Consider the following 25,432-nt stretch of genomic DNA (forward strand, 5'->3'; position numbering starts at 1 on the left):
TGCAGGCACGGTGGTCCCGCCTGGCGCACAATGGACGGCACAACACCGTCCACCCAGGAGTCCACCGTGGCCTTGCAGATGACCGTCGACCCGGACGCCGCCGAACCCCCCTACGAGCAGATCCGCGCCCGCATCGCGGAGCGCGCCCGCTCGGGCGCGCTCCCGGTGGGCTACAAGCTGCCGACCGTGCGCGGCTTCGCCGAGGAACTGGGGCTGGCCGCCAACACGGTGGCCAAGGCCTACCGGGCGCTCGAAGCGGACGGCGTCATCGAGACGCGCGGCCGCAACGGCACCTTCATCGCCGCCCCCGGCGACACGGCCGACCGCGAGGCGGCCGCCGCCGCACAGGCCTACGCCCAGCGCGCCCACCGCCTGGGCCTGGACCGGGCCGCCGCGCTGACCGCCGCCGAGAACGCGCTGCGGGCGGTCTACGGCGACTGACGCACGACCCCTGCGGCGATTGAGGACAAAAGGGGGAAGGCACGGACAGGGCCGGTTACCCTTGCCCTGATGGGACGTCATGGTGAAGGTCGGACGTTGCCGCGGGCGAGGCGATGGAAGCTCACCGCGCTGCTGGGAGCCGTCGTCGTGGTGCTCGCGCTGCTGGTCACCGTGGTCGTCGCCGACTGGCAGTCGGGCGGCCGCGCCCGGGGCGTCACGGGCCGCCTCGGCGGACACGCGGCCGACGTCGGCTGGGGGTTCACCCACACCCAGTACAGCGCCGACCTCGGCCAGGACGCCGCCCGCAAGAAGGCGGCACAGACCCTCTCCGCCGACCCCATGCCGCAGAACCAGCACATCATGGGCTGGGGGGCCGACAACCCCGAGCCCCGGCCCGGCGTCTACAACTTCGCCGACCTGGACCGCAGGATCGCCCTGATGCGGGCGACCGGCGGCACCCCCGTGCTCACCCTGTGCTGCGCCCCGGACTGGATGAAGGGCGGCGGTGACCGCACCGACTGGTCGCAGCAGTCCCTGGAGAAGGCCCCGGACCGCGCCCACTACAGGGACTTCGCCCAACTGGCCGGAGTGATCGCCGCCCGCTATCCGGACGTCCGCCACTTCATCGTCTGGAACGAGTTCAAGGGCTTCTACGACGATTCCAGGAACCGCTGGGACTACGAGGGCTACACCGAGTTCTACAACCTCGTCTACGAGGAGCTCAAGAAGCGGAACAAGAACGCCCTCGTCGGCGGGCCGTACGTCGTCATGGACAGCCAGGCGCCCGGCTCCACCGCCAACTCCTCCTCGGTGAGCGGACCGTGGGGATCGCTCGACCAGCGGGCCGTCGACGCCGTGGAGTACTGGGACCAGCACAAGGAGGGGGCCGACTTCGTCGTCGTCGACGGCTCCAGCTACACCCGCGACGGCAGCAGACTCATCCCCGACGAGTTCGCGGCCACCCGGAAGTTCGCCGACGTCACCACCTGGCTGAACCGGACCACCGGGCTGCCCGTGTGGTGGGCCGAGTGGTACGTCGAGCCCGCCGACGCCCAGGACAACCGCACGGGCTGGACCGAGCCGCACCGCATCGCCGTGCAGGCCACCGCCATGATGCGGCTGGCCGAGTCGGGTGTGGCCGGCGCCTTCTACTGGAACCCGGAGGAACAGGGCGCCAACTGCCCCGGCTGCCTGTGGCGCAGCACCGAACTGGGCGACGGCGGGGGAGAGCTGCCCATGCTGGACCTGCTCACCCACTTCGCCAAGGCCTTTCCGCCGGGCACGCGGCTGCGCCCGGTGGACGTGGGCGGACCCGACGCCGGGCAGGTGCAGGCCCTGGCCTCCGGCAAGACCGTGCTGGCCGTCAATACCGCGGACCGGCAGATCTCGGCCCGGGTCGACGGCCGCCTGCTCGGCCTCGGGGCGTACGAAGTCCGCTGGCTGTAGCCGGTTCTGGCGGTTGCCTTCGCCGCCCGGGGAGGCAACACTTCCCTCGGCGTCCACCGAGCGAGAGACGCCCCTGGCGAAAGAAGGGCCGCCGTGCCGGAAAACGCGAGTCAGGCGTTGGTCATCGTCGACGCGGAACGGAACTACTACGTGCTGCCCCGGGAGGCCGTCGCCACGGCGAAGGCCGCCCCCGAGGCCAGGGCCCTGATCGAGGCGCACCTGGGGGAGCGTGCGGACGTGCCGCTGTGCGAGGGCTACTCCTTCGCCGGCGTGCTGAACCTGCCGGCCGAGGCGGACATGGCCCACTACACCTCCGAAGCCTCCTGGCCGGTCGCCTCCGTCTCCTGACGGGCGCCGCCGACGTGAGCACGCAAGCCGACGCCGCACCTAACGGCCGCCCCGTGACCCCCGCCGAACGGCGGGCCTTCACCGCCGACGGCTACGTCCACCTCCCCGGACTGTGGGACGGCCGGCTGTCCGACGCCATCGCCGCGGAGGGGCGCGAGCGCCACGCCCACGCCGCGATCCCCCTGAGCGGGCCGCGCACGCCCGTCGTGACCCGCCGGCTGCCCCGCCGCGCCACCCCCGCCGCGAGCGGCCCGCTGCTGGCCCAAGTGCACCTGGCCCTGACCGGCACGGCCCGGGCGCTGACCGGCCGGCTGCTGGTGCCGACCTTCGCCGCCTACGGCTACTACGAGGGCGACGACGAGGTCTTCCTCCACATCGACACCGAACAGTGCGACCTGACCCTGCTGACCACCGCCTTCGGCGCCGTCGGCCCGCTCCACCTCCACCCCGGCCTGGTCGGCGCCACCATGGAGCGGCTTGGCCAGCTGGAGAGCGACCCCGAGTGGGACCGCACGGCGGGCACGCGCATCAGCTATCCGCCGACCGGCGTCACTGCCCTCGACGGCCACGTCCTCCCGCACCACCGGCCCGGCCGCCCCGCCCCCGGGGTGCAGGCCGTGGCCGCCCTCTGCTACCGCGCCCTGTTCTGACGCACCCCTACGACATCGTGGCCAGCCGCCACACCAACGACCCCAGCACCACGGCCAGCAGCGGCAACGCAAACCAGAAGGAGCCCTGCAACCACCTCAGCTGCTGCACCCCCGGCCGCACCCCGACCCGCACCAGCTCCCGCACCGTCAGCAGCACCAGCAGCGCCACGGCCGCCAGGGCGCCGACCACGGACACCGGCGTCCAGGTCACCCGCGGCCCGGCGGGACCGGGCCGCGGCTGCGGCACCTCCCCGGCGGGGCGGTCCTTGAGCGAATAGAGCACCGCGTCGTCGTTGGCCAGCATCCGGCGCAGCTCCGGCCGGCCGTCCAGGGTGCGGCGCAGCCGCCCGTCCCAGTCGGGCACGTAACCCGCGCTGAGTTCCAGATACTCCGACTGGCTGCGGTTGACCACGAGATAGGAGTTCGGCCCAGCCTTGCGCAGGGCCTCGACCAGGCTCGGGCCCCGGCCCGGGTCGCGCGGGGCGAGGACCGGCTCGTAGAGGACCCGCTCCATGTCCCGGGCGCCCCAGGGCAGCGCGGGGGTGACGTTGGTGAGGGTGTCGCTGCTCATCCACAGCAGCCGTACGGTCGGCTCGTCGTGCTCGTAGACGTAGTCCATGGCGGCGACCTCGCCCGAACGCACCTGCTCGAAGGGTTCGTTGCCCCAGCGCGCCACCAGGAAGCCGAAGACGAGCACCACCCCGGCCAGCAGGGCCGCGAGCGGCGCCGCGAAGGAGCGGCCGCCGGCGCCGGCGGGGCGCGGGAAGAGCGCGAGCGCCGCGAGGACACAGGCGCCGGGCAGGGCGAACAGGAAGACCCGCAGGGCCACCTCGCCGCCGTAGGACTGCATCCCGAAGGCCAGGAACGGCACAGAGGTGAGGACCAGCAGCGACCGGTCACCGATCCCGGCACGGCGCCTCCGCCACCAGCCGAGCCCGGCCAGGGCCAGCGTGCCGCCCGCGAGCGCCACCCGGACGTAGAGCACCATCTTGTGGGTGGCACTGCCGCCTTCGATACGGCCCGATACGGACGAGGAGACATTGCCGCCCAGCGAACCGAGGCCGCCGAAGAGCTCGTTGAAGTGGCCCGACCAGTACGGCTCCGCCAGGAACCCCACCCACACCGCCAGCATCACCGCGCACAGCAGCGGGAGCCCGGCCGCCGTGCAGCGGCGCGCCAGGACCAGGGCCGTCAGCACGCCCAGCATGACGAACGGGGTCAGCTGGTGGCTGGCGACCGAGGCGGTGAACAGGGCGACGAGCAGGGCCAGCAGCACCGCGAGCTCGCCCCGCCCGGCGGGCCGGACCTCCCGCTCGCCGGGCAGCAGCCTGCCGCGCAGCTGCCCCGGCCAGCGGAACCACACCAGCAGCACCGCCACGAACAGCAGATAGAAGACGTAGTTGAGCGACTGGGGGGAGAAGTAGTCCTGCCCGACCCAGCCGCACAGCGCGAACAGCCACAGCGCCGTCCACTTCGCCCGCCAGCTCGCCCGTACCGCCCGCAGCAGCAGGGCCAGCGGTGCCAGGCAGGCCAGCTGGACGGCCAGCGGCCACCAGCGCAGCACCTCGCCGAGGTCCGTCACACCGCAGGCCCGGGCCGCGAACACGGCGAGCGCGAAGAAGCCCGGCCAGCTCCAGCGGGCGTCCAGGTCGGGCGCGGCGGTGCCGGTGCGGTCGATGTAGTCCAGGAAGCCCAGGTGCTGCCAGGCCGTCGGGAAGCGCGGCTGGGCCTCCAGCAGCGCGGGCACGGCGTGCAGCGAGACCACCGTCGCCAGCAGCAGCGCCGCCAGCAGCCACCGGCGCGCCCGGTCCAGACACAGCGCGCACGCGAAGGCCAGCACCAGCAGCGCGGCCCCCAGCAGCGTGGCCACCGGCAGCACGGACACCAGCCCGAAGCCGCCCATGCCCTCCAGGTCGACCGAGCCGACCGCCTCCAGCGGCACCCAGTACATCGCCAGCGCCGCGACGGCCAGCAGCCGGATTCCCGCCACCGGCGTACGCCACCATGCCACGGCCCCCGGCCGCACGGCCTCCCCGGCGGCTTCCCGCGCGGGCGGCAGGGCCGGCAGCCGCTCCGGCTTCGGCGGAGTGCGCGCGGCCTTCTCCGGCCGCTCCGCCTTCTCCAGGCCCCCGGCAGGCGTGTGCCGCAGGTCCGGCCGCCGCTCCAGATGGTCGAAGTCCAGCCGCACGCCCAGCGGCATGGTGTCCGCGTCCAGCGCCGAGCGCAGCGCCCAGCGCGTGCCGTGCCCGGCCTCCTCCCGCCCTCCCACCGTCTCGTCCCTGCGGTCGCCGCGCACCGGCAGATCCGCGAGGTCCCCGTCGGGCGGCGTCCTGTCGCCACCTTGCCCGGCGGCGGGCGCGGCCTTCAGGACGCCCCGCAGCTTGACCGCCGCGATCGAGACGATCACGGTCAGGCTGCTGATCTCCGCGACCCCCGCCCCCGTCAGCCCCATCCGCGGCAGCAGAATCAGCGTCAGCCCCAGCACCAGTGCACACAACAACCCCTGGAGATAGGCCAGTCCGGCCGTGCGGCTCTGCGCGCGCAGCACCGCGAAGTAGACCTCCATCACCACCCGCAGCGCCGCGCCCACCGCGAACCAGCGCAGCAGCGGCGTCGCCGCCTCGGCGTAGCCCCGGCCGAAGACCTGCAGGATGTACGGCGCGAGGGCGAACAGCAGCACGCACACCGGCACCATGATCTTGGCCATCCGGCGCAGCGCCGCCCGGCAGTTGTCGGCCAGCCGCGCCGGATCGTGCGAGCCCTCGACGGTCAGGGACGCGCCCATGTTGATGGCGAGCAGATTGACCGTGCCGCCGATGGTGGAGGTGATGTAGAAGTAGGCGTTGTCGGTCGAGCTGACCTGGGCGGCCACGATCACCGGTACCAGGTAGACCACGGCCAGCGAGAACAGCGAGCCGGTGTAGTCACCGGCCAGGAAGCGCCCCATCTCCCGGTAGGACGCCGGGAGGGCGCTCTCCTCGGTGGCCCGGACGTGCGCCGGCACCAGGCGCCGGAACACCAGCCACCCCAGCGGCACCACCGAGACGGCGATGGAGACGACCCAGGAGACGAACACCCCGGACATCGGCAGCGCCGCCGCCAGCCCCACCAGCAGCGCCAGCTTCACCGCCGAGAAGACGGTGTTGCCCACCGGCACCCACAGCGCGCTGCGCAGCCCGGTGAGCACCCCGTCCTGCAGCGTGAGCACCGACCAGGCCACGACGGCCGCCATGAAGCCCAGGCCCGGCAGCAGCCCGTGCAGGAAGTGGTAGGACGGGCCCCACAGGCCCAGGGTGAGCAGGAAGACGCCCGCCGCCGCCGCGACGAGCAGCGAACTGGCCGCGTACGTACGGAAGACCAGCCGCCCCGTCGTCCGCCCGGCGACCGGGATGAACCGGGCCAGCGCCCCGGTCAGGGTGACCGCCGTGAGCCCCGCGAGGAGCTTCATCGCGGCGATGGCGGCCGAGCTCTGGCCGACCGAGTCCTCGCTGTAGTAGCGGGCGGCGACCAGCCAGAACCCCACCCCGAGGACCGCGCTGATGCCCGTGTTGAGCATCAGCGCGAAGGCGTTGCGGAACAGCGGTGTCCCGCCGCCTCGCCCGGGAAGCCGCAGCCGCCGGGCGGGGGCGTCCACGGCTCTTTCCTCGGTCCGGGTGGACGTGTCAGACACGGGCTTCGATCACTTTCCTGACGACTCGGCGGCTTCTGCGGACGACGGCGTACCCCTTGGTCAGGGCCCGGTCACCGGCGAAGTGCCGGCCCAGCCCCCGGCCCTCGACGAGCCGTTCGAAGTCGGCTATGCCCGTGGTGCGGCGCACGGTCACCCGCTCCAGGGCGTACGGGCCCTGGCGGCGCGCGGCCAGGGTGTTGCCCACGGCCAGGGACACCCCGAAGCCGGCCGTGCGCACCGCGCCGCGCACCCGGCGGCTGGAGTAGCCGTACGGGTAGGCGAAGGACACCGGCGGGCGGTCCAGCTCGGCGGCGAGCACCTCCCGGCAGTGCTGCACCTCGAACCACAGCCGGTCGTCCGTGAGCTGGTCGAGCTGGGGGTGGGTGTGGCTGTGCCCGCCGATCTCCAGCCCCGCCGCGGCCAGCTCGCGCACCTGGTCCCAGCTCAGCATCAGATCGAGCGCGCCCCCCGTCTCGTGGGCGCCGCGCAGCCAGCCCGTGGAGGCGAACAGCGTGGCCGTGAAGCCGTGTTCGAGGAGGACGGGCAGGGCGTAGCGGTGCACGCCCTCGTAGCCGTCGTCGAAAGTGATCAGTACCGGCTTCGGGGGCAGCGGGCGCCCTGCCCGCCAGGCGGCGGCCAGCTGCTCGGCCGTCACCGGGGTGAAGCCGAAGCCGTCCAGCAGCCGCATCTGCTCGTCGAACGCCTCGGGGGAGACCGACAGCCCGTAGGCCGCACGGGCCGGGGTGCGGGCCACCGAGTGGTACATCAATATGGGCACCGGCCGCTGCGCGACGCTCGGACCGTTCATGCCGCCGCCCCCTCGCCCGCGCTGCTCGCCGGCACGTCCGCCACCGCGAACCGCCCGCCGTCCCGGCGCGCCCGCCAGACCCCCAGTGCGTAGCCGGCGGTGGTCGCCGCCAGCCCCGCCACGATGGCCCCGGCCCGCCCGGCGCCGCCCGGCCGGCCCAGCAGTGCGTCCCGCACCCCGCGCGCGACGCCCGCGGGCAGCACGCGGGTGGTGTACCGGCGCTCGCTCTCCAGCCCGGCCCGGGCCCCCACGCTGTGCGTCACCAGGGCCTTGGAGAGGCCTTCGGCGTACGCGCGGTCGCGGAAGTAGCCGAACCGCTCGCGGGCGGCGGGGACCCGGTGGTGGATCACCGAGCGGTCGTCGATCAGCAGCAGCGCCTCCGGCACGGCCCGGGTCAGCCGGATGCACAGCTCCGTCTCCTCGCAGCCGAGCGGCAGCCGGTGGCCGTCGCGCCCGATGCCGCTGGCGAACCCCCCGACCGCCTCCAGGGCCGAGCGGCGGAACGAGGCGTTGCCGCCCAGCACATTGCGCACGACCGTCTTGCCCGGCGGCAGGCCGCGGTAGGTGCAGCCCACCACCCAGTCGAACTCCTCCGGGAACCAGGCGGGGCGGCGCCGGGACGCCCACACCGGCTGGGTGCGGCCGCCCACCGCCATCACCCTGGGGTCGGCGTAGCCCTCGGCGAAGTGCAGCAGCCAGTCCCGCTCGGCCACCGCGTCGTCGTCGAGGAAGGCGATGACCTCGCCGGCGCTGGCCGCGAGGCCGGTGTTGCGGCCCGCCGACAGGCCACGCGGGCCCGCGTTGGCCAGCACCCGCACGGGACGGGCGCCGGCCCCCGCCCCGTCGTCCCCGTAGGCCTTGGCGAGCCGGCGCAGCAGCGCCGGATTGTGGTCGACCACGAGCAGCGTCTCCAGCGCGGGGTACGACTGGTCGAGCACCGAGGCCACCGCGGCGAGGATGTCGCCCCAACGGTCCTCGGTGTAGACGCAGATGACCACCGAGACGCTCGGTGCACCGGTCCGTCCGGTCGGTGCAGTGCTCAAGAGACTTCCCCGTGATTCGCCGCCGGTGCGATGGCCAGCCGCTGCCGCGGATGCCGGGCGCGGCGGGTGCCGCGCTCGTGCAGGATCACCTTGAGCACGCGCAGCCCGTCGCGCACGGCCCGCAGATTGCTCGCGCCGTGGATCCGGACGAATTCGTGGCTGGGAATCTCCTGGACCCGCAGCCCTGCCTTGACCACTCTGATGTTCATCAGGGTCTCGACCTCGAAGCCGGCGCAGTCCAGCGCGATCGCGTCCAGGCAGTGTTTCCAGAACGCGTTGTACCCGTAGCACAGATCGGTATAGCGAGCACCGAACTTGTGATTGACGATCGAACACAGCACCCGGTTGCCGAGCTTGCGGATCAGCGTCATGTCGTCCGTGCCGCCCCCGTTGGCGAACCGGGAGCCCTTGGCGAAGTCCGCGCCGCCCACCAGGGCGGAGACATAGCTGACGATCTCGCCGCCGTCGGCCGAGCCGTCCGCGTCGACCATCACGATGATCTCGCCGGTGCAGGCGGCGAAACCGGTGATCAGCGCGTCGCCCTTGCCCTTGCCGCGCTGTTCGACCACCTTGACGTCCGGGTACAGGTCGCGGGCGACCCGGACCGTGTCGTCGGTGGAATTGCCGTCGACTAGGACCACTTCGTGGATCCAGTCGGGAAGTGTCTTGAAGACGTACGGGAGGTTCTCCGCCTCGTTCATGGCGGGAATGACGACGCTCACCGGTGGCGCTATCGCGAACTGCGAGGTCACCGGACGGTAGCGGCCTGAGACTTCAGGATCATCCTCACCGGCCGCCGGGCGCACGAACGCACTCATGAGTCTTCTTTCCCTCTCGTCCGGTGGACCGCCCGCCCTAGAGCGGTCCGGTTGTCTGTCCGGTTCGAAAAGGGGGTACTCGCCGTTGTCCGTACGGCATTGCTGGCCCCGTACGGGCAGGGCGAGTTGGCAAGTAACGCCGGCCGCGCGGCACGCGACTCGGCACTGCTGAAAGCCGAGCGCGGCACCCCCTGCCGCGCCCCGCGTCGGACACCATCGCGACGCTTTTCGAAGCCCTCCCCGGAGCCGCTTGGACATGATGGGCCGATGCGGGTAGATGTACGACGGTATTGAAGCTTGAGACTGTATGGCAAGAGGTGGGGCGGAGACTCCTCCTTTGGTGTTTTTTGCGCCGATGCAACTGCCAGCGGCGCCGCGGGTATTGACGGGCCGCGCGGCCCCGACGGTTCCGGCCGGACCCTCAGCCGCCTTCCCGGATCCGCCCCATCCGCCTCAGCAGCCGGTCCGCCGGCTCGAACAGTTCGGGGCGGGACAGCACGGTGTTGCGCAGCGCGCGCACCGGCGCCCGGCGCGCCCGGTAGCCCAGGGCCACCGGGTGGCGGCGGGTCACCCACCCCTCGGAGACGCTGAGTTCACGGGTCTTGAGCGAGTCCTTGTACGCCTTCCCGCCCCGCCCCAGGTCCAGGTAGGCCAGCCCCTCGGCGGCCGCTTCCTCGGCCATCCGCAAGTGGAGTACGAGCCCCGGCGAGTACTTGGCGAATTCCGTGTCGTAGGCCGGGAACCAGCAAGCCAGCACCGCGGGGGAACGCAGCCCGAAGTGCGCGGCGACCGGCCGCCCCGCCGCGTAGAGCACCGACAGCAGCCCGCTGAAGGTCTCCGTGCGGGTGTGGAACAGCTGCTCGACGAGATGCGCTATCCAGGGGCGCGCGAAGCGGTCTGCGCGCCCCGTTCTTCGGTACTGCGCCGACTTCCAGCCCGTCAGGGTGCGCAGCACGGCCGGGTCTCGCTCGTCGTGCACGTAGCGCACCTCGCCGACGTCCCGGCCGAGCCTGCGCTCCTTGGCCAGCGTGGTGCGGGTGAACTTCGGCGACTGCTTGCGCAGCGCCGCCAGATACCGCTCGTACCCCTGGTCGACGTCGATGACGGGCGAGGCGTACGACCCGGAGGCCGCCACCTCGAACGGCTTCTGCCCCTCGATCAGATGGTCGAACTCCCACAGGGACAGCCCGCAGGCCTGCAGCAGCTCGCGCGTGTCCCACTGGAAGCCCGGTCGGTGGACGAGGCCCTGCGCGTCCGAGACGCCCAGGCCTATCGCCCGGCCCACCCCGAGCGAAGTGCGCTGGAAGGGGAAGAAGGCCACGGGCTCGCCCTCCTCGCGCACGACCGCGATGCGCGCCCCGCGGCGGCAGCGGCCGACGGCGAGTGCGAACTCGGGTGCGAGGAAAGGATTCGCGAGCTGCGGCGAACCGTCTTCGACCGCCCGTGCCTGCAGGGCCGACCACGCCGCCCGGTCGACGGCCGTGAGCTCACCCGGCCGGCACACGCTGATGTCCACGTCACGAAGCCCGACTTCTCGCCGCGCGGCCGCGGTGGTGCCGCACGTGTGCCAGCAGGAACAGCAGCAGGCTGAGCGCCGCCACCGCGGCCACACCGCCCCGCACCGTCCAGGCGTGCAGCGCGAGCATGGTCTGTGCGATCAGCAGGTCGACGGCGATGGCCCCACCGGTGGCGATCACCGCCCGGCTGAGCGGATCGAGGCTGCGCAGCGCGGCGCCCACGGCGCACGCGGGCGCCACGATCAGGAAGAAGAGCGTGAACGGCGCACGCAGCGGCGAGCCGATGTCGGCGAGCGCCAGCGCGCCCCCCACCCCCGCGATGGCCGCCGCGGCCCCCGCGACCACCGGAAGGGAGTCCGCGGCGGGCGGCCTCCTCCCGCGGTGACCTGCCGCTTCGCCCATGTCGTCTGGTTCTGTCGGACCGTCGAGACCGGTGAGATCCGTGAAGTTCTGCATTGGCGACTTTGCCCCCCGAAGCGCCGGATGCCGGGCTTCAATGTCGCGCAATCGGCGGAGGCACGTCAAGATGTGAAGGCCATGCGAAAAGCCTCCGGTTGGCACTGATCACCACAACCGGAGCTTGTCCGTCAGATGAACAGTCGGGAACCGGACGAGGGTCCGCCGCCCGCTCTGACGAGACGTCATCCTCGCGCCATGCAACCGCAATCCATATGACGGACCGCTTTCCAGTTTTGACATGGACACTTCCGACGCGACAGGGTCGCTGCTACCACGGAGATGGCGGAAAACCCTGCTAAAGGAGGTTCCATGAAACTGTCCAGATGTGCGGCTTCTCTGTCCGCACTCCTCGTCACCGCGGCTCTCGCCCTCGGGGGAGCCGGTACCGCGCAAGCCACTCCCCACCTGTCAACTCCCGGTTATGTGGCGCTCGGTGACTCCTACTCGTCCGGCGTCGGTGCCGGCAGTTACGACTCCGCAAGCGGAAGCTGCAAGCGCAGCAACCGGGCCTACCCCAAGCTGTGGGCGGCCGCGCACTCACCCTCGAGCTTCGCCTTCACCGCGTGTTCGGGCGCGCGTACGGGTGATGTGCTCAGCGGGCAGCTGACCCCGCTGAACGCCTCCACCGGGCTCGTCTCCATCTCCATCGGCGGCAACGACGCGGGGTTCGCCGACACCATGAGCACCTGCGTCTTCGGCTCGGACAGCTCCTGCCTGGACAGGATCGCCAAGGCCCGCGCCTTCATCAGCGACGCACTGCCCGCGAAGCTCGACAGCGTCTACTCGGCCATCAGCGCCAAGGCGCCCTCGGCCCACGTCGTCGTCCTCGGCTATCCGCGCTTCTACAAGCTCGGCGGCAGCTGCATCGGGCTGAGCGACACCAAGCGGTCGGCCATCAATGCCGCGGCCGACCACATCGACTCGGTGATCGCCAAGCGCGCCGCCGACCACGGCTTCTCCTACGGGGACGTCACGGCCACCTTCTCCGGCCACGAGCTGTGCTCCGGCAGTCCGTGGCTGAACAGCGTGACGCTGCCCGTCGACGAGTCCTACCACCCCACCGCGGCCGGGCAGTCCGGCGGCTATCTGCCGGTCTTCTCCTCAGCGGTCTGAGCCCCCGTATGTGGAAGGGGCCGTCGGAGTCGGCACCGACGGGCTCGCGGAACCAGGGGAACCGGAAGACGAAGCAGACGAAGGAGAGGTCCTGCCCGTAGGGGACGTACGGCAGGTCACGGTGAAGGGGACGTGCCGGGACGTCTGCTGCCGGGGTGCCTTGACCTCCAGGGCGATCCAGTCGTCGTCGGGCGTGCCCGCGCGGTGGTTCACCTCCGTGTGCCGCAGGAGCGCGGTACGGGAGGAGCCGGTGAAGTGGACGGTCTGCCAGCCGCCATCGGTGACGGCGCCGCTGCCGGTGATCCAGCGGTAGACGACGTCCGCCGGGGTGCGGTCCACGGCGAGGGAAGCGGTAAAGGCCGGAGCCGAATCCTCCGGCGGCGGACAGGCCCCCGCATAGCGGTTGCGCAGGGCGGTCAGCTCGATCGTCACGGAGAAAGAAGGAGAGGCGGAGGAGTAAGAAGAGGAAGGAGGGGCGGAAGAGGACGTGGAGCCCCCGGCACTGCTGGGGGCCACCGCGTTCTTGCCGCCGTCACCGGTGGCCCCGCCCGTGGACGCACCGCCGCCCGAGCCACCGTCCAGCGTCCACACCAGAACGCCCGCGGCGATCGCGGCGGCGACCACCGCGGCCGCCACCCCGGCCCAGAGCCGCCGGGACCGCCGCCGGCCGGGCTCGGGGGAGCCGGCACCGGGGGAGTCCGGGGCGGCCGGCGGTGTGGACGGTGCGGGGCCGTCGCTCCGCGCCACCGCCACCGTCGGCGCGTGCGCCCCCGCCGGGCCCGCAGCCGGGCGCGGCGCGCGCCCGGCCGCCACCGTCCGTAGTAGGCGCTCCGCCTCCGCCGCGCCCATTCGCTCCGCGGGGTCCTTGCGCAGCAGCCCCTCCAGCACGGGGGCGAGCGATCCGGCCCGCCGGGGCGGCGGCAGCGCGTCGTCCACCACGGCCCGCATCGTGCTCAGCGGGGTGTCCTGCCGGAAGGGGGAGTACCCTTCCACCGCCATGTACAGCATCACCCCGAGCGACCACAGGTCCGACTCGGGGCCGGGGGCGCGGCCCAGGGCGCGCTCCGGGGCCAGGTACTCGGGCGAGCCCACCAGCTGCCCGGTCGCGGTCAGCGCCGAGCTGCCCTCGATCGCCGCGATGCCGAAATCGGTGAGGACGACACGCCCGTCGTTGCCGAGGAGCACATTTCCCGGTTTCACGTCCCGGTGCAGTACGCCCACGGCGTGCGCGCTCCGGAGTGCGGCCAGCACCTCCACACCGATGTGCGCCGCGCGCGCCGGGTCCATCGGACCCTCCGCCTCCAGCGTCTGCGCAAGTGACAGACCCGGCACCAGCTCCATGACGATCCACGGGCGGCCGTCCTCGGTGGCCACGTCGTGCACGGTGACGACGTTGCGGTGCGCGACACGCGCGGCCGCGCGCCCTTCCCGCTCCAGCCGTGCGTACAACTGCCGGACCTCGTGTTCCTGCAGGCCGGCGGGCGCGCGCACCTCCTTGACGGCCACATCGCGGGCCAGCACCTCGTCCCGGGCCCGCCATACCACGCCCATACCGCCGCGCCCCAGCTCGCCCAGCAGCCGGTACCGCCCCGCCAGCACGCGCCCGGCGTCGGAACTCCCGCTCATGCCGCCCACCCCCGCCAGAGCAATGCCAGAGCAATTCGGGGTGAATGTACCGCAACGGAGCGTGATTGCCCCTACCTTGATGCCGTATTGTCCTGGTCAACTCGCGCTGGGTTACGACAGGTTCACGCCAGGCTCGTCAACGCCCTTGACGGGCTGGTGAATCGGCACCGCGAATGCGCGGGTGACGCGATGGGGCGATAGGGTTACCCTGCCTGGGCCGGGTGCCTCGTACGGGTGGGGAGTCTCATGGATCAGATAGCTATGCGCAGCAGGCCACGTGTGCCTGCGATCAGTTACGGAAGCGGTGCGTCGAGTGCGCGCCTCGACCGGCACCTCGCGGTGCTCGGCGGGCCCGCCCTGCCGCAGCGCGAGGTCGAGGGTGCGACCGTGCTGATGCGCGAGCTGACGGCGCGTGACCACACGCGGGCCGGCCAGAGCCGCACCGCCCGGGTCTCCCTGTTCGCCCCGCTGCGCCGGCTGCGGCGCTCGCTCTTCGGCAGCCGCGGCAGCCAGAACGGCCACGCCTGACCCTCCTCCCCGTCTCCCCCGGCCCGAGCCCCGGCGGCCCGCCCGTACCGTCGGTCCGGCGCTCAAAGCGTGCCCTAGCGGGCGTCGAGGGTGACGGTGAAGGAGAAGCGGTCGCCCCGGTAGCGGATGCAGGCCACGTCGACAGCCCGGCCGGTGTCGTCGTAGGTGACGCCCGTGTAGTGCAGGATCGGGCTGAGCAGCGGCACCTGGAGCAGCCGTGCCGTCTCGGGGTCGGCGAGCCGGGCCTCGACCGTGTCCGTGATCCGGCTGATGCGGACCCCCAGCGCATCGCGCAGCACCTTCGTCATCGGCCAGCGGGCCAGGTCCGCCAGGTCGATGCGGCCGGCCAGCTCGGGGCGGAGCAGGTTCTCCGCCCAGTTGACCGGTTCGCCGGACTTCTCGTCACAGCGCAGCCGCCGGAAGGCCACCGCCTCCGTCAGGTCCGGGAAGTGCTCGGCGTATCCGGCCGGGACCGCCACCGGGCCGTGTCCCAGCACCGTGGTGCGCTCCCCGGACTGCTGGGCGACGATCGTGTCCACCGAGCCGAGCAGCCGCACGGGTGAGCCCCGCCGGGCGCCCGGCTCGATGAAGGTGCCCCGCCGCCGGTGCCGGCTGATGAGCCCCTCCGCCTCCAGCTCCTTGAGCGCCTGGCGCATCGTCAGCACGCTCACGCCGTAGTGCTCGGCCAGCGCGTCCTCGGTGGGCAGCCGCAGTGGGTCCTCCGGGCGCCGGCCGAGTATGGAGGCGCGCAGCGACTGCGACACCTGATACCACAGCGGGAGCTTGCGGTTGAGCGCGAGGGAGTCGGGGGCGAAGGCGGTCACGGGAACTCCGGCTCTACGGGGCGGGCGTGGCGGCGGCGGGTCCCGCGGGGCTCACCCCCGGGACACCCAATGGCGCTCCAGACCCTGCCACACCCCGTCGTACCCCTGCTGCAGGTGGTCGGCGCCCGCCGCCTGCGCGGTCAGGGTCACCGGCCAGCGCGTCTCGAACATGAAGGCCAGGCCGTCGTCCACCTTGCGCGGCGTCAGCTCGGCGGCGCTCGCCTTGTCGAAGGTCTCCCGGTCCGGGCCGTGCGCCGACATCATGTTGTGCAGCGAGCCGCCACCCGGTACGAACCCGCCCTTTCCGCCCGTCTTGGCGTCGTAGGCCCCCTCGATCAGGCCCATGTATTCGCTCATCACGTTGCGGTGGAAGTACGGCGGCCGGAAGGTGTCCTCGCCGACCAGCCAGCGCGGGGCGAAGACCACGAAGTCGACCCCGGCCAGGCCCGGGGTGTCCGACGGCGAGGTGAGGACCGTGAAGATCGACGGGTCCGGGTGGTCGTAGCTGATCGAGCCCAGCACATTGAAGGTGCGCAGGTCGTAGACGTACGGCACCAGGTTTCCGTGCCAGGCCACGACGTCCAGCGGCGAGTGGTCGTACGTCGCCGACCAGAGGTTGCCGCAGAACTTGTTGACCACCTCGACCGGGCCCTCGGTCTCCTCGTAGGCGGCGGTCGGCGCGAGGAAGTCGCGCGGGTTCGCCAGCCCGTTGGCGCCGATCGGGCCGAGGTCGGGGAGGACGAAGTGCTGCCCGTAGTTCTCGCAGACGTAGCCGCGGGCGGTGGCGTCCAGCAGCTCCACCCGGAAGCGCACGCCGCGCGGGATCAGCACCACCTGGCCCGGCTCGGCCCGCAGCAGGCCGAACTCCGTGCGCAGCAGCAGCCCGCCGCTCTCGGGCACGATCAGCAGCTCGCCGTCGGCGTCGCTGAACACCCGGCTCATGGAGGCGTTGGCGGCGTACAGGTGCACAGCCATGCCGGTGCGCTGGGTGGCGTCGCCGTTGCCCCCCAGGGTCCACAGCCCGGCCAGGAAGTCGGTGCCCTCGGGGGGCTGGGGCAGCGGGTCCCAGCGCAGCCGGTTGGGGTCGGGCACGGTCTCGGTGAAGGGCGCCCCGCGCAGGGCGCCGCCGTCGATGCGGGTGAACGGCGGGTGGGCGGCGGAGGGACGGATCCGGTAGAGCCAGGACCTGCGGTTGTTGCGCCGCGGCTCGGTGAAGGCGGTGCCGCTCAGCTGCTCCGCGTACAGCCCCAGCGGTGCCCGCTGGGGGGAGTTGCGGCCGTGCGGGAGGGCGCCCGGGTGTGCCTCGCTGCTGTGCTCGTTGCCGAACCCCGACAGATAGGCGAGCCCCTCGGCCGTCCTCCGCGCCTGCTCGCTGCCCATACCGCTCATCACGTGCTCCCACCGCCGAAGAAATCCTATGGATGACCGTAGGATTCCCGGCCGGGCACGTCAATGACCGATTCCCGGCGAGCGCGGACGCGGCCGGACGGCCGGAACCGGCATGTGGGTCTGTCAGTTGGCACTACCCGTGGGTAGGGTCGGTCGGGAACGAAACGGGGCGACCGACATGCAAGGAGACGACCTGTGATCGCGCACGACGGGATGTTCATCGACGGCGCCTGGCGCCCTGCCTCCGGCACCGACACCATCGAGGTGCTGAACCCGGCCGACGAGAGCGTCCTCGGCACCGTCCCCGCGGGCACGGCCGACGACGTGGACGCCGCGGTGCGGGCCGCCCGCGCGGCCCTGCCCGCCTGGGCCGCCACCCCGCCCGCCCGCCGCGCCGAGTACCTGACCGCCCTGCGGGACGCGCTCGCCGAGCGCGGCGAGGAGATCGCCCGGACCGTCGTCGCCGAGCTGGGGTCGACCGTCGGCTTCGCCCGCGCCGTGCACGCCGGGCTGCCGGTCGCCGTCACCGGCTCGTACGCCGAACTGGCCGCGAGCTTCGCCTTCGAGGAGCGGATCGGCAATTCGACCGTCTTCCACGAGCCCGTCGGCGTGGTCGGCGCGATCACGCCGTGGAACTACCCGCTCCACCAGATCGTGGCCAAGGTCGCTCCGGCGCTGGCCGCGGGCTGCACGGTCGTCCTCAAGCCCGCCGAAGACACGCCGCTGACCGCTCGGCTCTTCGCCGAGTGCGTGGCCGTCGCGGGTCTGCCCGCGGGCGTCTTCAACCTCGTCACCGGCCTCGGCCCGGTCGCCGGGCAGGCGCTCGCCGAGCACGAGGACGTGGATCTGGTCTCCTTCACGGGCTCGACCGCCGTCGGCAGGCGGATCGGCGCGATCGCCGGAGGTGCGGTCAAGCGCGTCGCCCTCGAGCTCGGCGGCAAGTCCGCCTGCGTCGTGCTGCCCGGCGCGGACCTGCCCAAGGCCGTCGGCGCCACCGTCGCCGACGTCTGCCGCAACTCCGGGCAGTCCTGCAACGCCCTGACCCGGCTGCTCGTCCACGCCGACCACTACGAGGAGGCCGTCGCGCTGGCCGCGGAGGCCGTCGCCCCGTATGTGCCCGGCGACCCGGGCGATCCCGCCACCCGCCTCGGCCCGGTGGTCAGCGGCCGCCAGCGCGACCGCGTCCGCGGCTACATCGAGAAGGGCGTCGAGGAGGGCGCGCGCCTGGTCACGGGCGGCCCCGAGGCGCCCGAGGGCCGGGATAAGGGCCACTGGGTGCGCCCGACGGTCTTCGCCGACGTCACCCCGGAGATGACCATCGCCCAGGAGGAGATCTTCGGGCCCGTCGTCTCGATCATGAAGTACCGCGACGAGGAGGAGGCCCTGCGCATCGCCAACGGCACCGTCTACGGCCTCGGCGGCGCCGTGTGGGCCGCGGACGAGAGCACGGCGGTGGCCTTCGCCCGCCGCATGGACACCGGGCAGATCGACATCAACGGCGGCCGGTACAACCTGCGGGCGCCCTTCGGCGGGTACAAGCAGTCCGGCGTCGGCCGGGAGCTGGGCGAGCACGGTCTGGCGGAGTACCTCCAGACCAAGTCGCTGCAGTTCTGACCGGCGCGACCGCGTCCGTTTTCGCAATCGGAACCGCCTAGGAAGGGGCCGGCATGGTCCGCGCCGCCGTACTGCCCGCCGTTGGCGCCCCGCTGAGGATCGCCGCGATAGAGCTGCCCCCGCCCGGCCCCGGCCGGGTGCGGGTCAAGCTCGCCGCCGCCGGGGTGTGCCACTCCGACCTCTCCCTCTCCAACGGCACGCTGCGCCAGCCCGTGCCGGCCGTGCTGGGGCACGAGGGCGCGGGCACCGTCACCGCCGTCGGCGAGGGCGTCACCGCGGTGGCGCCCGGCGACCGGGTGGTCCTCAACTGGGCCCCCTCCTGCGGCGGGTGCCACTTCTGCGCCCTGGGCGAGCCGTGGCTGTGCGCCCGCGCCGCCGACGGCCACGGCACCCCCTACGCCACCCTCGCCGACAGCGGCGGCGAGCTCTACGCGGGCCTGGGCACCGCCGTCTTCGCCGAGGAGACCGTGGTGCCGGCGAGCGCCGTCCTCCCGCTGCCGGAGGGCGTGCCGCTCGCCGAGGGCGCGCTGCTGGGCTGCGCGGTGCTCACCGGCTACGGGGCCGTGCACCACAGCGCCCGGGTGCGGGCGGGCGAGTCGGTGGTGGTGTACGGCGTCGGCGGCGTGGGACTGGCCGCCCTGCAGGCCGCGCGGATCGCGGGCGCGCACCCGCTGATCGCCGTCGACGTCTCGCCCGGCAAGGAGGCGCTGGCCCGCGCCGCCGGAGCCACCGACTTCCTCCTCGCCTCGCCCGACACCGCCAAGGAGGTCCGCAAGCTGACCGGCGGGCACGGCGCGGACGTCGCCGTCGAGTGCGTGGGCCGGGCCGACACCATCCGCACCGCCTGGTCCTCCACCCGGCGGGGCGGCCGCACCACGGTCGTCGGCATCGGCGGCAAGGACCAGCAGGTCTCCTTCTCCGCGCTGGAGCTCTTCCACTTCGGCCGCACGCTCTCCGGCTGCGTCTACGGCAACAGCGACCCCGCGCGGGACCTGCCGGTCATCGCCGGGCACGTCCGCGCGGGCCGCTTCGACCTGTCCGCCATGGTCACCGACCGCATCGGACTCGACGGCATCCCCGGCGCGTTCGAGGCGATGCTCGCCGGGCGCGGCGGGCGGGCCCTGGTGGTCTTCGAGTAGCCGCGGGTCGGCGCCCTTCACCCTCCGTCGTGCGCCCACTGAGGAGACGGCAGATGGATCAGCACCAGGACTGTCCCGGCGAGCGTGAAATTGCGCAACGCCGCCTGCAGGCCGTTCCACTTCGCCGACTGCCACATCGCGAACCACTCGCCGCCGATGGCGATGAAGCCCAGCCCGAAGAGCAGCATGAGCATCAACAGCCCCAGGGTGGAGGCCCGGCGGGCCGGCCCGTAATCGGCGCGGCCCGACCGGCGGTCCCCCAGCAGCTCGCGCACCCACAGCACCGAAGCCGCCACGAGGACGAACGCGCAGAGCGTCTCCCAGATCACGATGGCGACGTAGGTGAGGTCCTGGACGGTGTGCGAGGTGATCGCGCGCCACATCAGGTCCGCGTCCTGGAACGTGGTGTCCATCGCGAGCACATGGCGGACGAACTGCTGGTTGGTGCCGAAGTCGGTGATGTTGCCGAAGGTGACCAAGGTGATGTAGACCGCTACCGTCGCGGTCAGGGCGGCGGCCGCCACCGGCAGCGTGCCCAGCGGCCGCAGACCGCGCGCCCCCTTGCTGTTCCAGGCCATCCGCCCTCCCCGTCGGCCGTGGCTTACCTGCGTGAATGCATTCCCGTGGGAAGGGCCGCGTACGCCATCTAAGCGCTTGCTCAGCTTCGGGGTATGGTGTTCGTTCTTCTGTCGGCGAGGGGCCCCGGCGGGCCCGGAGAGCGGGGCGCGGTATGGGCACGGAGGCGGAGCGGAACGGGGAGTGGGCAGAGGTCACCCCCGACGCCGCCCGGCGGCTGCTGACCGCGGGGGTCCAGGCCTTCGCCGAGCGCGGCTACCACGCCACCACCACCCGGGACATCGCCGGCCGCGCCGGCATGAGCCCCGCGGCTCTCTACATCCACTACAAGACCAAGGAAGAGCTGCTCTACCGGATCAGCTCCGTCGGCCACCGGCTGGCACTCGGCATCCTTGAGCGCGCCCGCGACGGCGCGGGCGGCCCCGCCGAGCGGCTCGCCGACGCCGTCCGCCACTTCGTGCGCTGGCACGCCGAGCACCACACCACCGCCCGCGTCGTGCAGTACGAACTCGGTGCGCTCGGCGAGGAGCACTACGCCGAGATCGTCGGGCTGCGCCGCGAGACCGACGCGGCGGTGCGCGACATCATCGAAGACGGCGTGCGGACGGGTGACTTCGACGTCCCGGACGTGCGCGGCACCGGCCTGGCCGTGGTCTCCCTGTGCATCGACGTGGCCCGCTGGTTCACGTCCGACGGCAAGCGCACCCCCGACGAGATCGGCGACCTCTACGCCGGGCTCGTCCTGCGCATGGTGGGGTGCACCGGGCACCGGCCCGGGGATCACCGCTGACGTAAAGTCCACGCCATGCCGCAGATTTCCACCCAGGTCCACGAGCTGACCGTCGGTCAGCTCTCCGCGCGCAGCGGCGCGGCCGTCTCAGCACTGCACTTCTACGAGGCCAAGGGGCTGATTTCCAGCCGCCGCACCTCCGGCAACCAGCGCCGCTACGGCCGTGACGCACTGCGCCGGGTCGCCTTCATACGGGCCTCCCAGCGCGTCGGCATCCCGCTCGCCACCATTCGCGATGCGCTCGCCGAGCTGCCCGACGAGCGCACGCCCAACCGCGAGGACTGGGCGCGGCTGTCCGAGGTCTGGCGGGCCGAGCTCGACCGGCGCATCCAGCAGCTGGGGAAGCTGCGCGACCACCTCGACGACTGCATCGGCTGCGGCTGCCTCTCGCTCGACAAGTGCGCGCTGTCCAACCCCGACGACCGCTTCGGCGGCCTGGGCACCGGCTCGATGCTCTACGGCCAGCGCAACGCCTGACGCCCGCCCGGCCGGGCGGACGTTCCCCGGGGCGCCCCGGGGAACGCCCTCACACCGCCGCGTACCGCTCCGCCAGGGCGTAGCGCCGGGCCGCGGAGAGCGCGGCCGCGGTGAGCACCGGGGGCGGCACCACGATGCCGCAGTCCGTGCAGACCGGCCCCTGGAGCGGGAAGCGCTCGAGGTCGGTGCGCCACTCGATGCGCTCCTGGGCGCAGACCGGGCAGGTGTCGCCCGGCGCGGACTCCATCGCCTTGATCACCCGCCGCAGCACCTCCGCGAGCCGCGCGTCCGGCTGCACCAGCGGCGAGGCGCAGGGCACGATGTCGCAGCCGCCCCAGGTGTTGCGGTGCCAGTCGTCGACCGCACTGGGCTGGCGGATGCCGTCGTGCTTCTCGCTCCTGCGCCGTCCCGCGAACTCGGCCTCGTACGCCAGCCAGAGCTCACGGGCCTCCTCGAGCTCGGCCAGCGCCGCGAGGAGCGATGCGGGGTCGGGAGCCCGGTCGTCGGGGGCGAACCCGGCACGTGAGCACAGATGGTGCCAGGTCGCCCGGTGCCCGTACGGGGCGAAGCGTTCGAGGCATTTGCGCAAGCAGGTCCGTCGCAGCGCGATCGTGTTCCGTGGATTGCGCACCTCTCGAGCCAGTGCTCTGAAACCTGCCACTGCATCCCACCTCCGGCGGCGCGGACTCGGATCGACATGGAAGGGACGTAACCCGCCGCGAATCGGATCCATCGGATCGAGACCGGATGGATCCGCCGGGCGCGGTACGCCGCCGACTCCGCTCTGCTACCCCCATCGGGCGCACAGATGTGGGCTTCGCCGAAGGTGGCGCAAGCCCGACCGCCGTTCAGCGCAGGATCCGGCCTGTCAGCAGGACCAGCCGGGCCAGTTCCGGGTGACAGATGTCGCTGTGGGCGCCCGAGGGCGGGCCGCCGCGCCGCACCACGGAGGAGCAGTCGACGTTGACGCAGCCCGCGCCGGGCAGCGCGCCGCCCAGGGCCGAGTCGAGGGTGAGCTGCGCACAGCCGTCGACGGCCTGGATGCCGTCGTGGCCCATGGCGCCCCACCGGGAGTCGTCCAGCCAGGCCAGCGAGTCGGGGTCGTCCGCGACCCGGGAGGCCAGCGGGTAGAGCATGCCCAGGGCCTGGTCGTAGCGCGAGTGACAGCAGACCACCGGCCCCTGCACCCGGTCCGGCGTCCCCTCCAGGGCCCCCGCGCGGCCGGTGGCGAAGGGCAGCCGGGGCGTGAACGCGTAGTGCGAGAAGGCGCCTTGGAGCATGGTGAGGGAGTGCACGCAGCCGCCGCGCTCCGTCAGGGTCCGGGCGGCGAAGGAGACGAGCCGCCCGCCGAAGCTGTGGCCCACCAGGTGGACGCGGAGGCCGGGGGCGGAGGCTGCGAGCGCCGCGAGGAGCGGGCCGAGACCCGCCCGGCCGACCGTGCCCGCCCGCCGCTTCATCTCCCAGTACGAGGCCTGGCGCAGCAGCTCCAGCGCCCCGCTCCACAGCCGCTGCCACACGTCGCCGAAGAGCTCGGCGGGCACCGCGCCCGCGGCCGTCAGCGCGTCCGCGAAGCGCCCGCACACCTCGGGGGCGGGGCGGACGAGCATGGCGGGATCCGCCGCGTCGACGTCGTCCATGTCTTGTATGTCGGCGGCGGTCGGCGCCGTGGAGGTCCCCTCGGTCCGGCCGTGCGCGACGAGGGTGCGCACGAGGCCGGCGAACTCCTCCAGGCGCGCGTCGTCCGGCGGCCGCCGCTCGATGAGTTCGGCCAGCCGGTCCAGCAGCGCTTCGCTGCCGGGGAAGACGCCGGCCAGCGCCCGCAGCGTGTCCGGGCCGAGCTCGGGCCCCGCGGCGGTCAGAGCTGGGCGGGAGGGCGGGAAGTCGGGCACCGGCTCGTCCGTGAACCGCATCGACGGCCAGATCACGCCGCCGTAGCCGAGGCACACGGGGCCGGGGGCGCCCGCGAGGAGGCCGGGGAAGGGGGCGAAGAAGGAGCGGTAGAGCCCGGTGGCGGTCGACCGGCTGTTGTTCCAGCCGTGTGCGAAGACCACCAGATCGGTCAGGCCCGCCGCTGCTGCCCCGCCCAGCAGGGCGTCCCGCTCGCCGGGGTCGGGATCCCCCTGCGCGTCGAACGTCGTCTCCCAGTACGGTGCCACGCCCATGTCCGCCATGCGTCCCCCTGACCTGCTCCGCTGTGGGCGCATCGTCCTGCCGTCAAGGGTGCATGTCCAGCCTTCGCCCGCTCTGTTCACCCGACGGTGGGGGCTACTCTGCCGACAGCCGAGCCGAAGGAGACGTGAACGTGAACAGCGTGCGCAGCGCGGTAGTTGCCAGGACGGTTCCGCAGCGGCTGCTGGCAGCCGCCACCCGGCTCTTCGCCGAGCAGGGCTACGACCGCACCTCCGTCCAGGAGATCGTGGAGGCGGCGGGCGTCACCAAGGGCGCGCTCTATCACTACTTCGGCTCGAAGGACGATTTGCTGCACGAGGTGTACGGGCGGGTCCTGCGGCTGCAGCAGGAGCGGCTGGACGCCTTCGCGGACGCGGCGGCGCCGGTGGAGCAGCGGTTGCGGGAGGCCGCTGCGGACGTCGTCGTCACGAGCATAGAGAACCTCGACGACACGAAGATCTTCTTCCGGTCGATGCACCACCTCGGCCCGGACCGGCTCCGGCAGGTCCGCGCCGAGCGGCGCCGCTACCACGAGCGCTTCCGCGCGCTGGTGGAGGAGGGGCAGCGGTCGGGCGTCTTCAACGCGACCACCCCCGCCGACCTGGTGGTGGACTACCACTTCGGGTCGGTCCACCACCTGGGCAGCTGGTACCGGCCGGGCGGCCCGCTGGGCCCGCAGCAGGTGGCCGACCACCTGGCCGACCTGCTGCTGCGGGCGCTGCGACCCTAGGGCGTGTCCGCCCTGGCCGGCTCACACGTAGCGCTTCAACTCCCGCCGCGCCAGCGACCGCTGGTGCACCTCGTCCGGGCCGTCGGCCAGGCGCAGCGTGCGTGCCGCGGCCCACAGCTCCGCCAGCGGGAAGTCCTGGCTCACCCCGCCCGCGCCGTGCAGCTGCACCGCCTTGTCGATGATGTCCGCCACCGCCCGCGGCGTCGCGATCTTGATCGCCTGGATCTCGGTGTGCGCACCCCGGTTGCCGACCGTGTCCATCAGCCAGGCCGTCTTGAGCACCAGCAGCCGCAGCTGCTCCACCGCCACCCGCGAGTCGGCGATCCACTCGTGCACCACCCCCTGCCGCGCGAGGGGCTTGCCGAACGCCTCGCGGGCCACCGCCCGCCGGCACATCAGCTCGATCGCCCGCTCGGCCATGCCGATCAGCCGCATGCAGTGGTGGATCCGGCCGGGCCCCAGCCGCGCCTGGGCGATGGCGAAGCCGCCCCCCTCCTCCCCGACGAGGTTGGCCGCCGGCACCCGCACCCGGTCGAGGACGACCTCCGCGTGCCCGCCGTGGTAGTGGTCCTCGTAGCCGTACACCTGCATGGCGCGGCGGACCTCCACCCCCGGCGCGTCCCGGGGGACCAGGACCATCGACTGCTGCCGGCGCACGTCGGCGCCGTCCGGGTCGGTCTTGCCCATGACGATGAAGACCCGGCAATCGGGGTGCAGGGCGCCCGAGATGTACCACTTGCGCCCGGTGATGACGTAGTCGCCGCCGTCCCGCTCGATCCGGGTCTCGATGTTCGTGGCGTCCGACGAGGCCACGTCCGGCTCGGTCATCGCGAAGGCCGAGCGGATCTCGCCCGCCAGCAGCGGCGTGAGCCACCGCTCGCGCTGCTCCTCGGTGCCGAACTGTGCCAGCAGCTCCATGTTCCCGGTGTCCGGGGCCGCGCAGTTGAGGGCGAGCGGGGCCAACTGCGGGCTGCGGCCGGTGATCTCGGCCAGTGGCGCGTACTGCAGGTTGGTCAGCCCGGCCCCCCGCGGGCCGCCGGCCCCGCCGTGCTCGTCGGTGAAGAAGAGGTTCCACAGGCCGCGCCGCCGCGCCTCGGCCTTGAGTTCCTCGACGACGGGCGGGACGTCCCAGGGGGAGGCCGCCTTGGCGCGCTGCTCCCCGGCGACGGCCTCGGCCGGGTACACGTGCTCGTCCATGAAGGCCAGCAGGCTCTCCCGCAGGGCCAGCGTCCGGGCGTCGTAGGCGAAGTCCATGGC

Annotated in this window: 24 protein-coding genes; 11 read left to right on the forward strand and 13 right to left on the reverse strand. The window is 72.9% G+C overall.

Annotated elements, in window-relative coordinates:
- Window positions 1–66 precede the first annotated feature (66 nt).
- From FHS39_RS19775 to FHS39_RS19790, 4 genes are all read left to right on the forward strand, one after another.
- Window positions 67–441 (forward strand): GntR family transcriptional regulator, encoded by a 375-nt coding sequence (locus tag FHS39_RS19775; RefSeq protein WP_184350702.1) that lies wholly within the window; start codon window positions 67–69, stop codon window positions 439–441.
- Window positions 442–510: 69 nt separating this feature from the next.
- Window positions 511–1,887, forward strand: coding sequence for a glycoside hydrolase family protein (locus tag FHS39_RS19780; RefSeq protein ID WP_184350703.1), 1,377 nt, complete (start codon window positions 511–513; stop codon window positions 1,885–1,887).
- Between the two features lie 93 nt (window positions 1,888–1,980).
- On the forward strand, window positions 1,981–2,235 hold the full coding sequence (locus tag FHS39_RS19785) for a hypothetical protein (protein ID WP_184350704.1): 255 nt from the start codon (window positions 1,981–1,983) through the stop codon (window positions 2,233–2,235).
- Window positions 2,236–2,249: 14 nt separating this feature from the next.
- Window positions 2,250–2,885 (forward strand): hypothetical protein, encoded by a 636-nt coding sequence (locus tag FHS39_RS19790; protein WP_184350705.1) that lies wholly within the window; start codon window positions 2,250–2,252, stop codon window positions 2,883–2,885.
- 7 nt (window positions 2,886–2,892) lie between these two features.
- Here the strand turns inward: FHS39_RS19790 and FHS39_RS19795 are convergent, their stop codons facing one another.
- From FHS39_RS19795 to FHS39_RS19820, 6 genes are all read right to left on the reverse strand, one after another.
- Complete coding sequence (locus tag FHS39_RS19795) at window positions 2,893–6,555, reverse strand: lipopolysaccharide biosynthesis protein (protein WP_184350706.1); 3,663 nt, start codon at window positions 6,553–6,555, stop codon at window positions 2,893–2,895.
- A complete protein-coding gene (locus tag FHS39_RS19800) occupies window positions 6,548–7,363 on the reverse strand; it encodes a polysaccharide deacetylase family protein (RefSeq protein ID WP_184350707.1) in 816 nt (271 codons plus the stop codon). The genes FHS39_RS19795 and FHS39_RS19800 overlap by 8 nt, the downstream gene beginning before the upstream one ends.
- Window positions 7,360–8,406 carry a glycosyltransferase family 2 protein gene (locus tag FHS39_RS19805; protein ID WP_184350708.1) on the reverse strand — a complete coding sequence of 349 codons (1,047 nt, stop codon included), beginning with the start codon at window positions 8,404–8,406 and terminating at the stop codon, window positions 7,360–7,362. Before FHS39_RS19805 ends, FHS39_RS19800 begins: the two co-directional genes overlap by 4 nt.
- Window positions 8,403–9,224: a glycosyltransferase family 2 protein gene (locus FHS39_RS19810; RefSeq protein WP_184350709.1), complete on the reverse strand. Its 822-nt coding sequence runs from the start codon at window positions 9,222–9,224 to the stop codon at window positions 8,403–8,405. Before FHS39_RS19810 ends, FHS39_RS19805 begins: the two co-directional genes overlap by 4 nt.
- A gap of 421 nt (window positions 9,225–9,645) precedes the next feature.
- Window positions 9,646–10,740: a GNAT family N-acetyltransferase gene (locus tag FHS39_RS19815; protein ID WP_184350710.1), complete on the reverse strand. Its 1,095-nt coding sequence runs from the start codon at window positions 10,738–10,740 to the stop codon at window positions 9,646–9,648.
- A gap of 1 nt (window position 10,741) precedes the next feature.
- Window positions 10,742–11,197 (reverse strand): hypothetical protein, encoded by a 456-nt coding sequence (locus FHS39_RS19820; RefSeq protein WP_184350711.1) that lies wholly within the window; start codon window positions 11,195–11,197, stop codon window positions 10,742–10,744.
- Between the two features lie 312 nt (window positions 11,198–11,509).
- Here FHS39_RS19820 and FHS39_RS19825 point away from each other — a divergent pair, with 312 nt between their 5' ends.
- Entirely contained in the window at window positions 11,510–12,313 is an 804-nt protein-coding gene (locus tag FHS39_RS19825) for an SGNH/GDSL hydrolase family protein (protein WP_184350712.1), read from the forward strand.
- On the opposite strand, the gene FHS39_RS19830 is transcribed toward FHS39_RS19825, so the two are convergent.
- Window positions 12,302–13,939, reverse strand: coding sequence for a serine/threonine-protein kinase (locus tag FHS39_RS19830; protein ID WP_184350713.1), 1,638 nt, complete (start codon window positions 13,937–13,939; stop codon window positions 12,302–12,304). The genes FHS39_RS19825 and FHS39_RS19830 overlap by 12 nt on opposite strands.
- 246 nt (window positions 13,940–14,185) lie before the next feature.
- On the opposite strand from FHS39_RS19830, the gene FHS39_RS19835 reads away from it, so the two are divergent.
- On the forward strand, window positions 14,186–14,467 hold the full coding sequence (locus tag FHS39_RS19835; RefSeq protein ID WP_184350714.1) for a hypothetical protein: 282 nt from the start codon (window positions 14,186–14,188) through the stop codon (window positions 14,465–14,467).
- A 74-nt stretch (window positions 14,468–14,541) separates the two neighbouring features.
- Here FHS39_RS19835 and FHS39_RS19840 read toward each other — a convergent pair whose 3' ends face one another.
- Together FHS39_RS19840 and hmgA are read right to left on the reverse strand one after the other, a co-directional pair.
- A complete protein-coding gene (locus tag FHS39_RS19840) occupies window positions 14,542–15,291 on the reverse strand; it encodes a UTRA domain-containing protein (RefSeq protein WP_184350715.1) in 750 nt (249 codons plus the stop codon).
- A 51-nt stretch (window positions 15,292–15,342) separates the two neighbouring features.
- Window positions 15,343–16,671, reverse strand: a complete 1,329-nt coding sequence (hmgA, locus tag FHS39_RS19845) for a homogentisate 1,2-dioxygenase (protein WP_425507805.1) — start codon at window positions 16,669–16,671, stop codon at window positions 15,343–15,345.
- Between the two features lie 204 nt (window positions 16,672–16,875).
- Here hmgA and FHS39_RS19850 point away from each other — a divergent pair, with 204 nt between their 5' ends.
- Entirely contained in the window at window positions 16,876–18,294 is a 1,419-nt protein-coding gene (locus tag FHS39_RS19850; protein WP_184350717.1) for an aldehyde dehydrogenase family protein, read from the forward strand.
- Window positions 18,295–18,347: 53 nt separating this feature from the next.
- A complete protein-coding gene (locus FHS39_RS19855; RefSeq protein ID WP_184350718.1) occupies window positions 18,348–19,433 on the forward strand; it encodes a zinc-binding dehydrogenase in 1,086 nt (361 codons plus the stop codon).
- 17 nt (window positions 19,434–19,450) lie between these two features.
- Here FHS39_RS19855 and FHS39_RS19860 read toward each other — a convergent pair whose 3' ends face one another.
- Window positions 19,451–20,011: a DUF2165 domain-containing protein gene (locus FHS39_RS19860; RefSeq protein ID WP_184350719.1), complete on the reverse strand. Its 561-nt coding sequence runs from the start codon at window positions 20,009–20,011 to the stop codon at window positions 19,451–19,453.
- Between the two features lie 152 nt (window positions 20,012–20,163).
- On the opposite strand from FHS39_RS19860, the gene FHS39_RS19865 reads away from it, so the two are divergent.
- Both FHS39_RS19865 and soxR read left to right on the forward strand, forming a co-directional pair.
- Entirely contained in the window at window positions 20,164–20,799 is a 636-nt protein-coding gene (locus tag FHS39_RS19865; RefSeq protein WP_184350720.1) for a TetR/AcrR family transcriptional regulator, read from the forward strand.
- Between the two features lie 15 nt (window positions 20,800–20,814).
- Window positions 20,815–21,276, forward strand: coding sequence for a redox-sensitive transcriptional activator SoxR (gene soxR, locus FHS39_RS19870; protein ID WP_184350721.1), 462 nt, complete (start codon window positions 20,815–20,817; stop codon window positions 21,274–21,276).
- Window positions 21,277–21,325: 49 nt separating this feature from the next.
- Here soxR and FHS39_RS19875 read toward each other — a convergent pair whose 3' ends face one another.
- Window positions 21,326–21,937: a hypothetical protein gene (locus FHS39_RS19875; RefSeq protein WP_184350722.1), complete on the reverse strand. Its 612-nt coding sequence runs from the start codon at window positions 21,935–21,937 to the stop codon at window positions 21,326–21,328.
- A gap of 187 nt (window positions 21,938–22,124) precedes the next feature.
- Window positions 22,125–23,447 carry an alpha/beta fold hydrolase gene (locus FHS39_RS19880; RefSeq protein ID WP_184350723.1) on the reverse strand — a complete coding sequence of 441 codons (1,323 nt, stop codon included), beginning with the start codon at window positions 23,445–23,447 and terminating at the stop codon, window positions 22,125–22,127.
- A gap of 125 nt (window positions 23,448–23,572) precedes the next feature.
- On the opposite strand from FHS39_RS19880, the gene FHS39_RS19885 reads away from it, so the two are divergent.
- Complete coding sequence (locus tag FHS39_RS19885) at window positions 23,573–24,175, forward strand: TetR/AcrR family transcriptional regulator (protein WP_425507796.1); 603 nt, start codon at window positions 23,573–23,575, stop codon at window positions 24,173–24,175.
- 21 nt (window positions 24,176–24,196) lie between these two features.
- On the opposite strand, the gene FHS39_RS19890 is transcribed toward FHS39_RS19885, so the two are convergent.
- Entirely contained in the window at window positions 24,197–25,429 is a 1,233-nt protein-coding gene (locus FHS39_RS19890; protein ID WP_184350725.1) for an acyl-CoA dehydrogenase family protein, read from the reverse strand.
- Window positions 25,430–25,432: the final 3 nt, after the last annotated feature.

This window comes from Streptomyces olivoverticillatus (assembly GCF_014203555.1).
Lineage (GTDB): Bacteria > Actinomycetota > Actinomycetes > Streptomycetales > Streptomycetaceae > Streptomyces > Streptomyces olivoverticillatus.

Excerpts from the sequence above, each read along its gene's own strand:
- FHS39_RS19780 (WP_184350703.1), top strand. The coding sequence starts at position 511 with ATGGGACGTCATGGTGAAGGTCGGACGTTGCCGCGGGCGAGGCGATGG.
- FHS39_RS19800 (WP_184350707.1), bottom strand. The coding sequence starts at position 7,363 with ATGAACGGTCCGAGCGTCGCGCAGCGGCCGGTGCCCATATTGATGTAC.
- FHS39_RS19810 (WP_184350709.1), bottom strand. The coding sequence starts at position 9,224 with ATGAGTGCGTTCGTGCGCCCGGCGGCCGGTGAGGATGATCCTGAAGTC.
- FHS39_RS19820 (WP_184350711.1), bottom strand. The coding sequence starts at position 11,197 with ATGCAGAACTTCACGGATCTCACCGGTCTCGACGGTCCGACAGAACCA.
- FHS39_RS19825 (WP_184350712.1), top strand. The coding sequence starts at position 11,510 with ATGAAACTGTCCAGATGTGCGGCTTCTCTGTCCGCACTCCTCGTCACC.
- FHS39_RS19830 (WP_184350713.1), bottom strand. The coding sequence starts at position 13,939 with ATGAGCGGGAGTTCCGACGCCGGGCGCGTGCTGGCGGGGCGGTACCGG.
- FHS39_RS19835 (WP_184350714.1), top strand. The coding sequence starts at position 14,186 with ATGGATCAGATAGCTATGCGCAGCAGGCCACGTGTGCCTGCGATCAGT.
- hmgA (WP_425507805.1), bottom strand. The coding sequence starts at position 16,671 with ATGGGCAGCGAGCAGGCGCGGAGGACGGCCGAGGGGCTCGCCTATCTG.
- FHS39_RS19855 (WP_184350718.1), top strand. The coding sequence starts at position 18,348 with ATGGTCCGCGCCGCCGTACTGCCCGCCGTTGGCGCCCCGCTGAGGATC.
- FHS39_RS19860 (WP_184350719.1), bottom strand. The coding sequence starts at position 20,011 with ATGGCCTGGAACAGCAAGGGGGCGCGCGGTCTGCGGCCGCTGGGCACG.
- FHS39_RS19865 (WP_184350720.1), top strand. The coding sequence starts at position 20,164 with ATGGGCACGGAGGCGGAGCGGAACGGGGAGTGGGCAGAGGTCACCCCC.
- soxR (WP_184350721.1), top strand. The coding sequence starts at position 20,815 with ATGCCGCAGATTTCCACCCAGGTCCACGAGCTGACCGTCGGTCAGCTC.
- FHS39_RS19880 (WP_184350723.1), bottom strand. The coding sequence starts at position 23,447 with ATGGCGGACATGGGCGTGGCACCGTACTGGGAGACGACGTTCGACGCG.
- FHS39_RS19890 (WP_184350725.1), bottom strand. The coding sequence starts at position 25,429 with ATGGACTTCGCCTACGACGCCCGGACGCTGGCCCTGCGGGAGAGCCTG.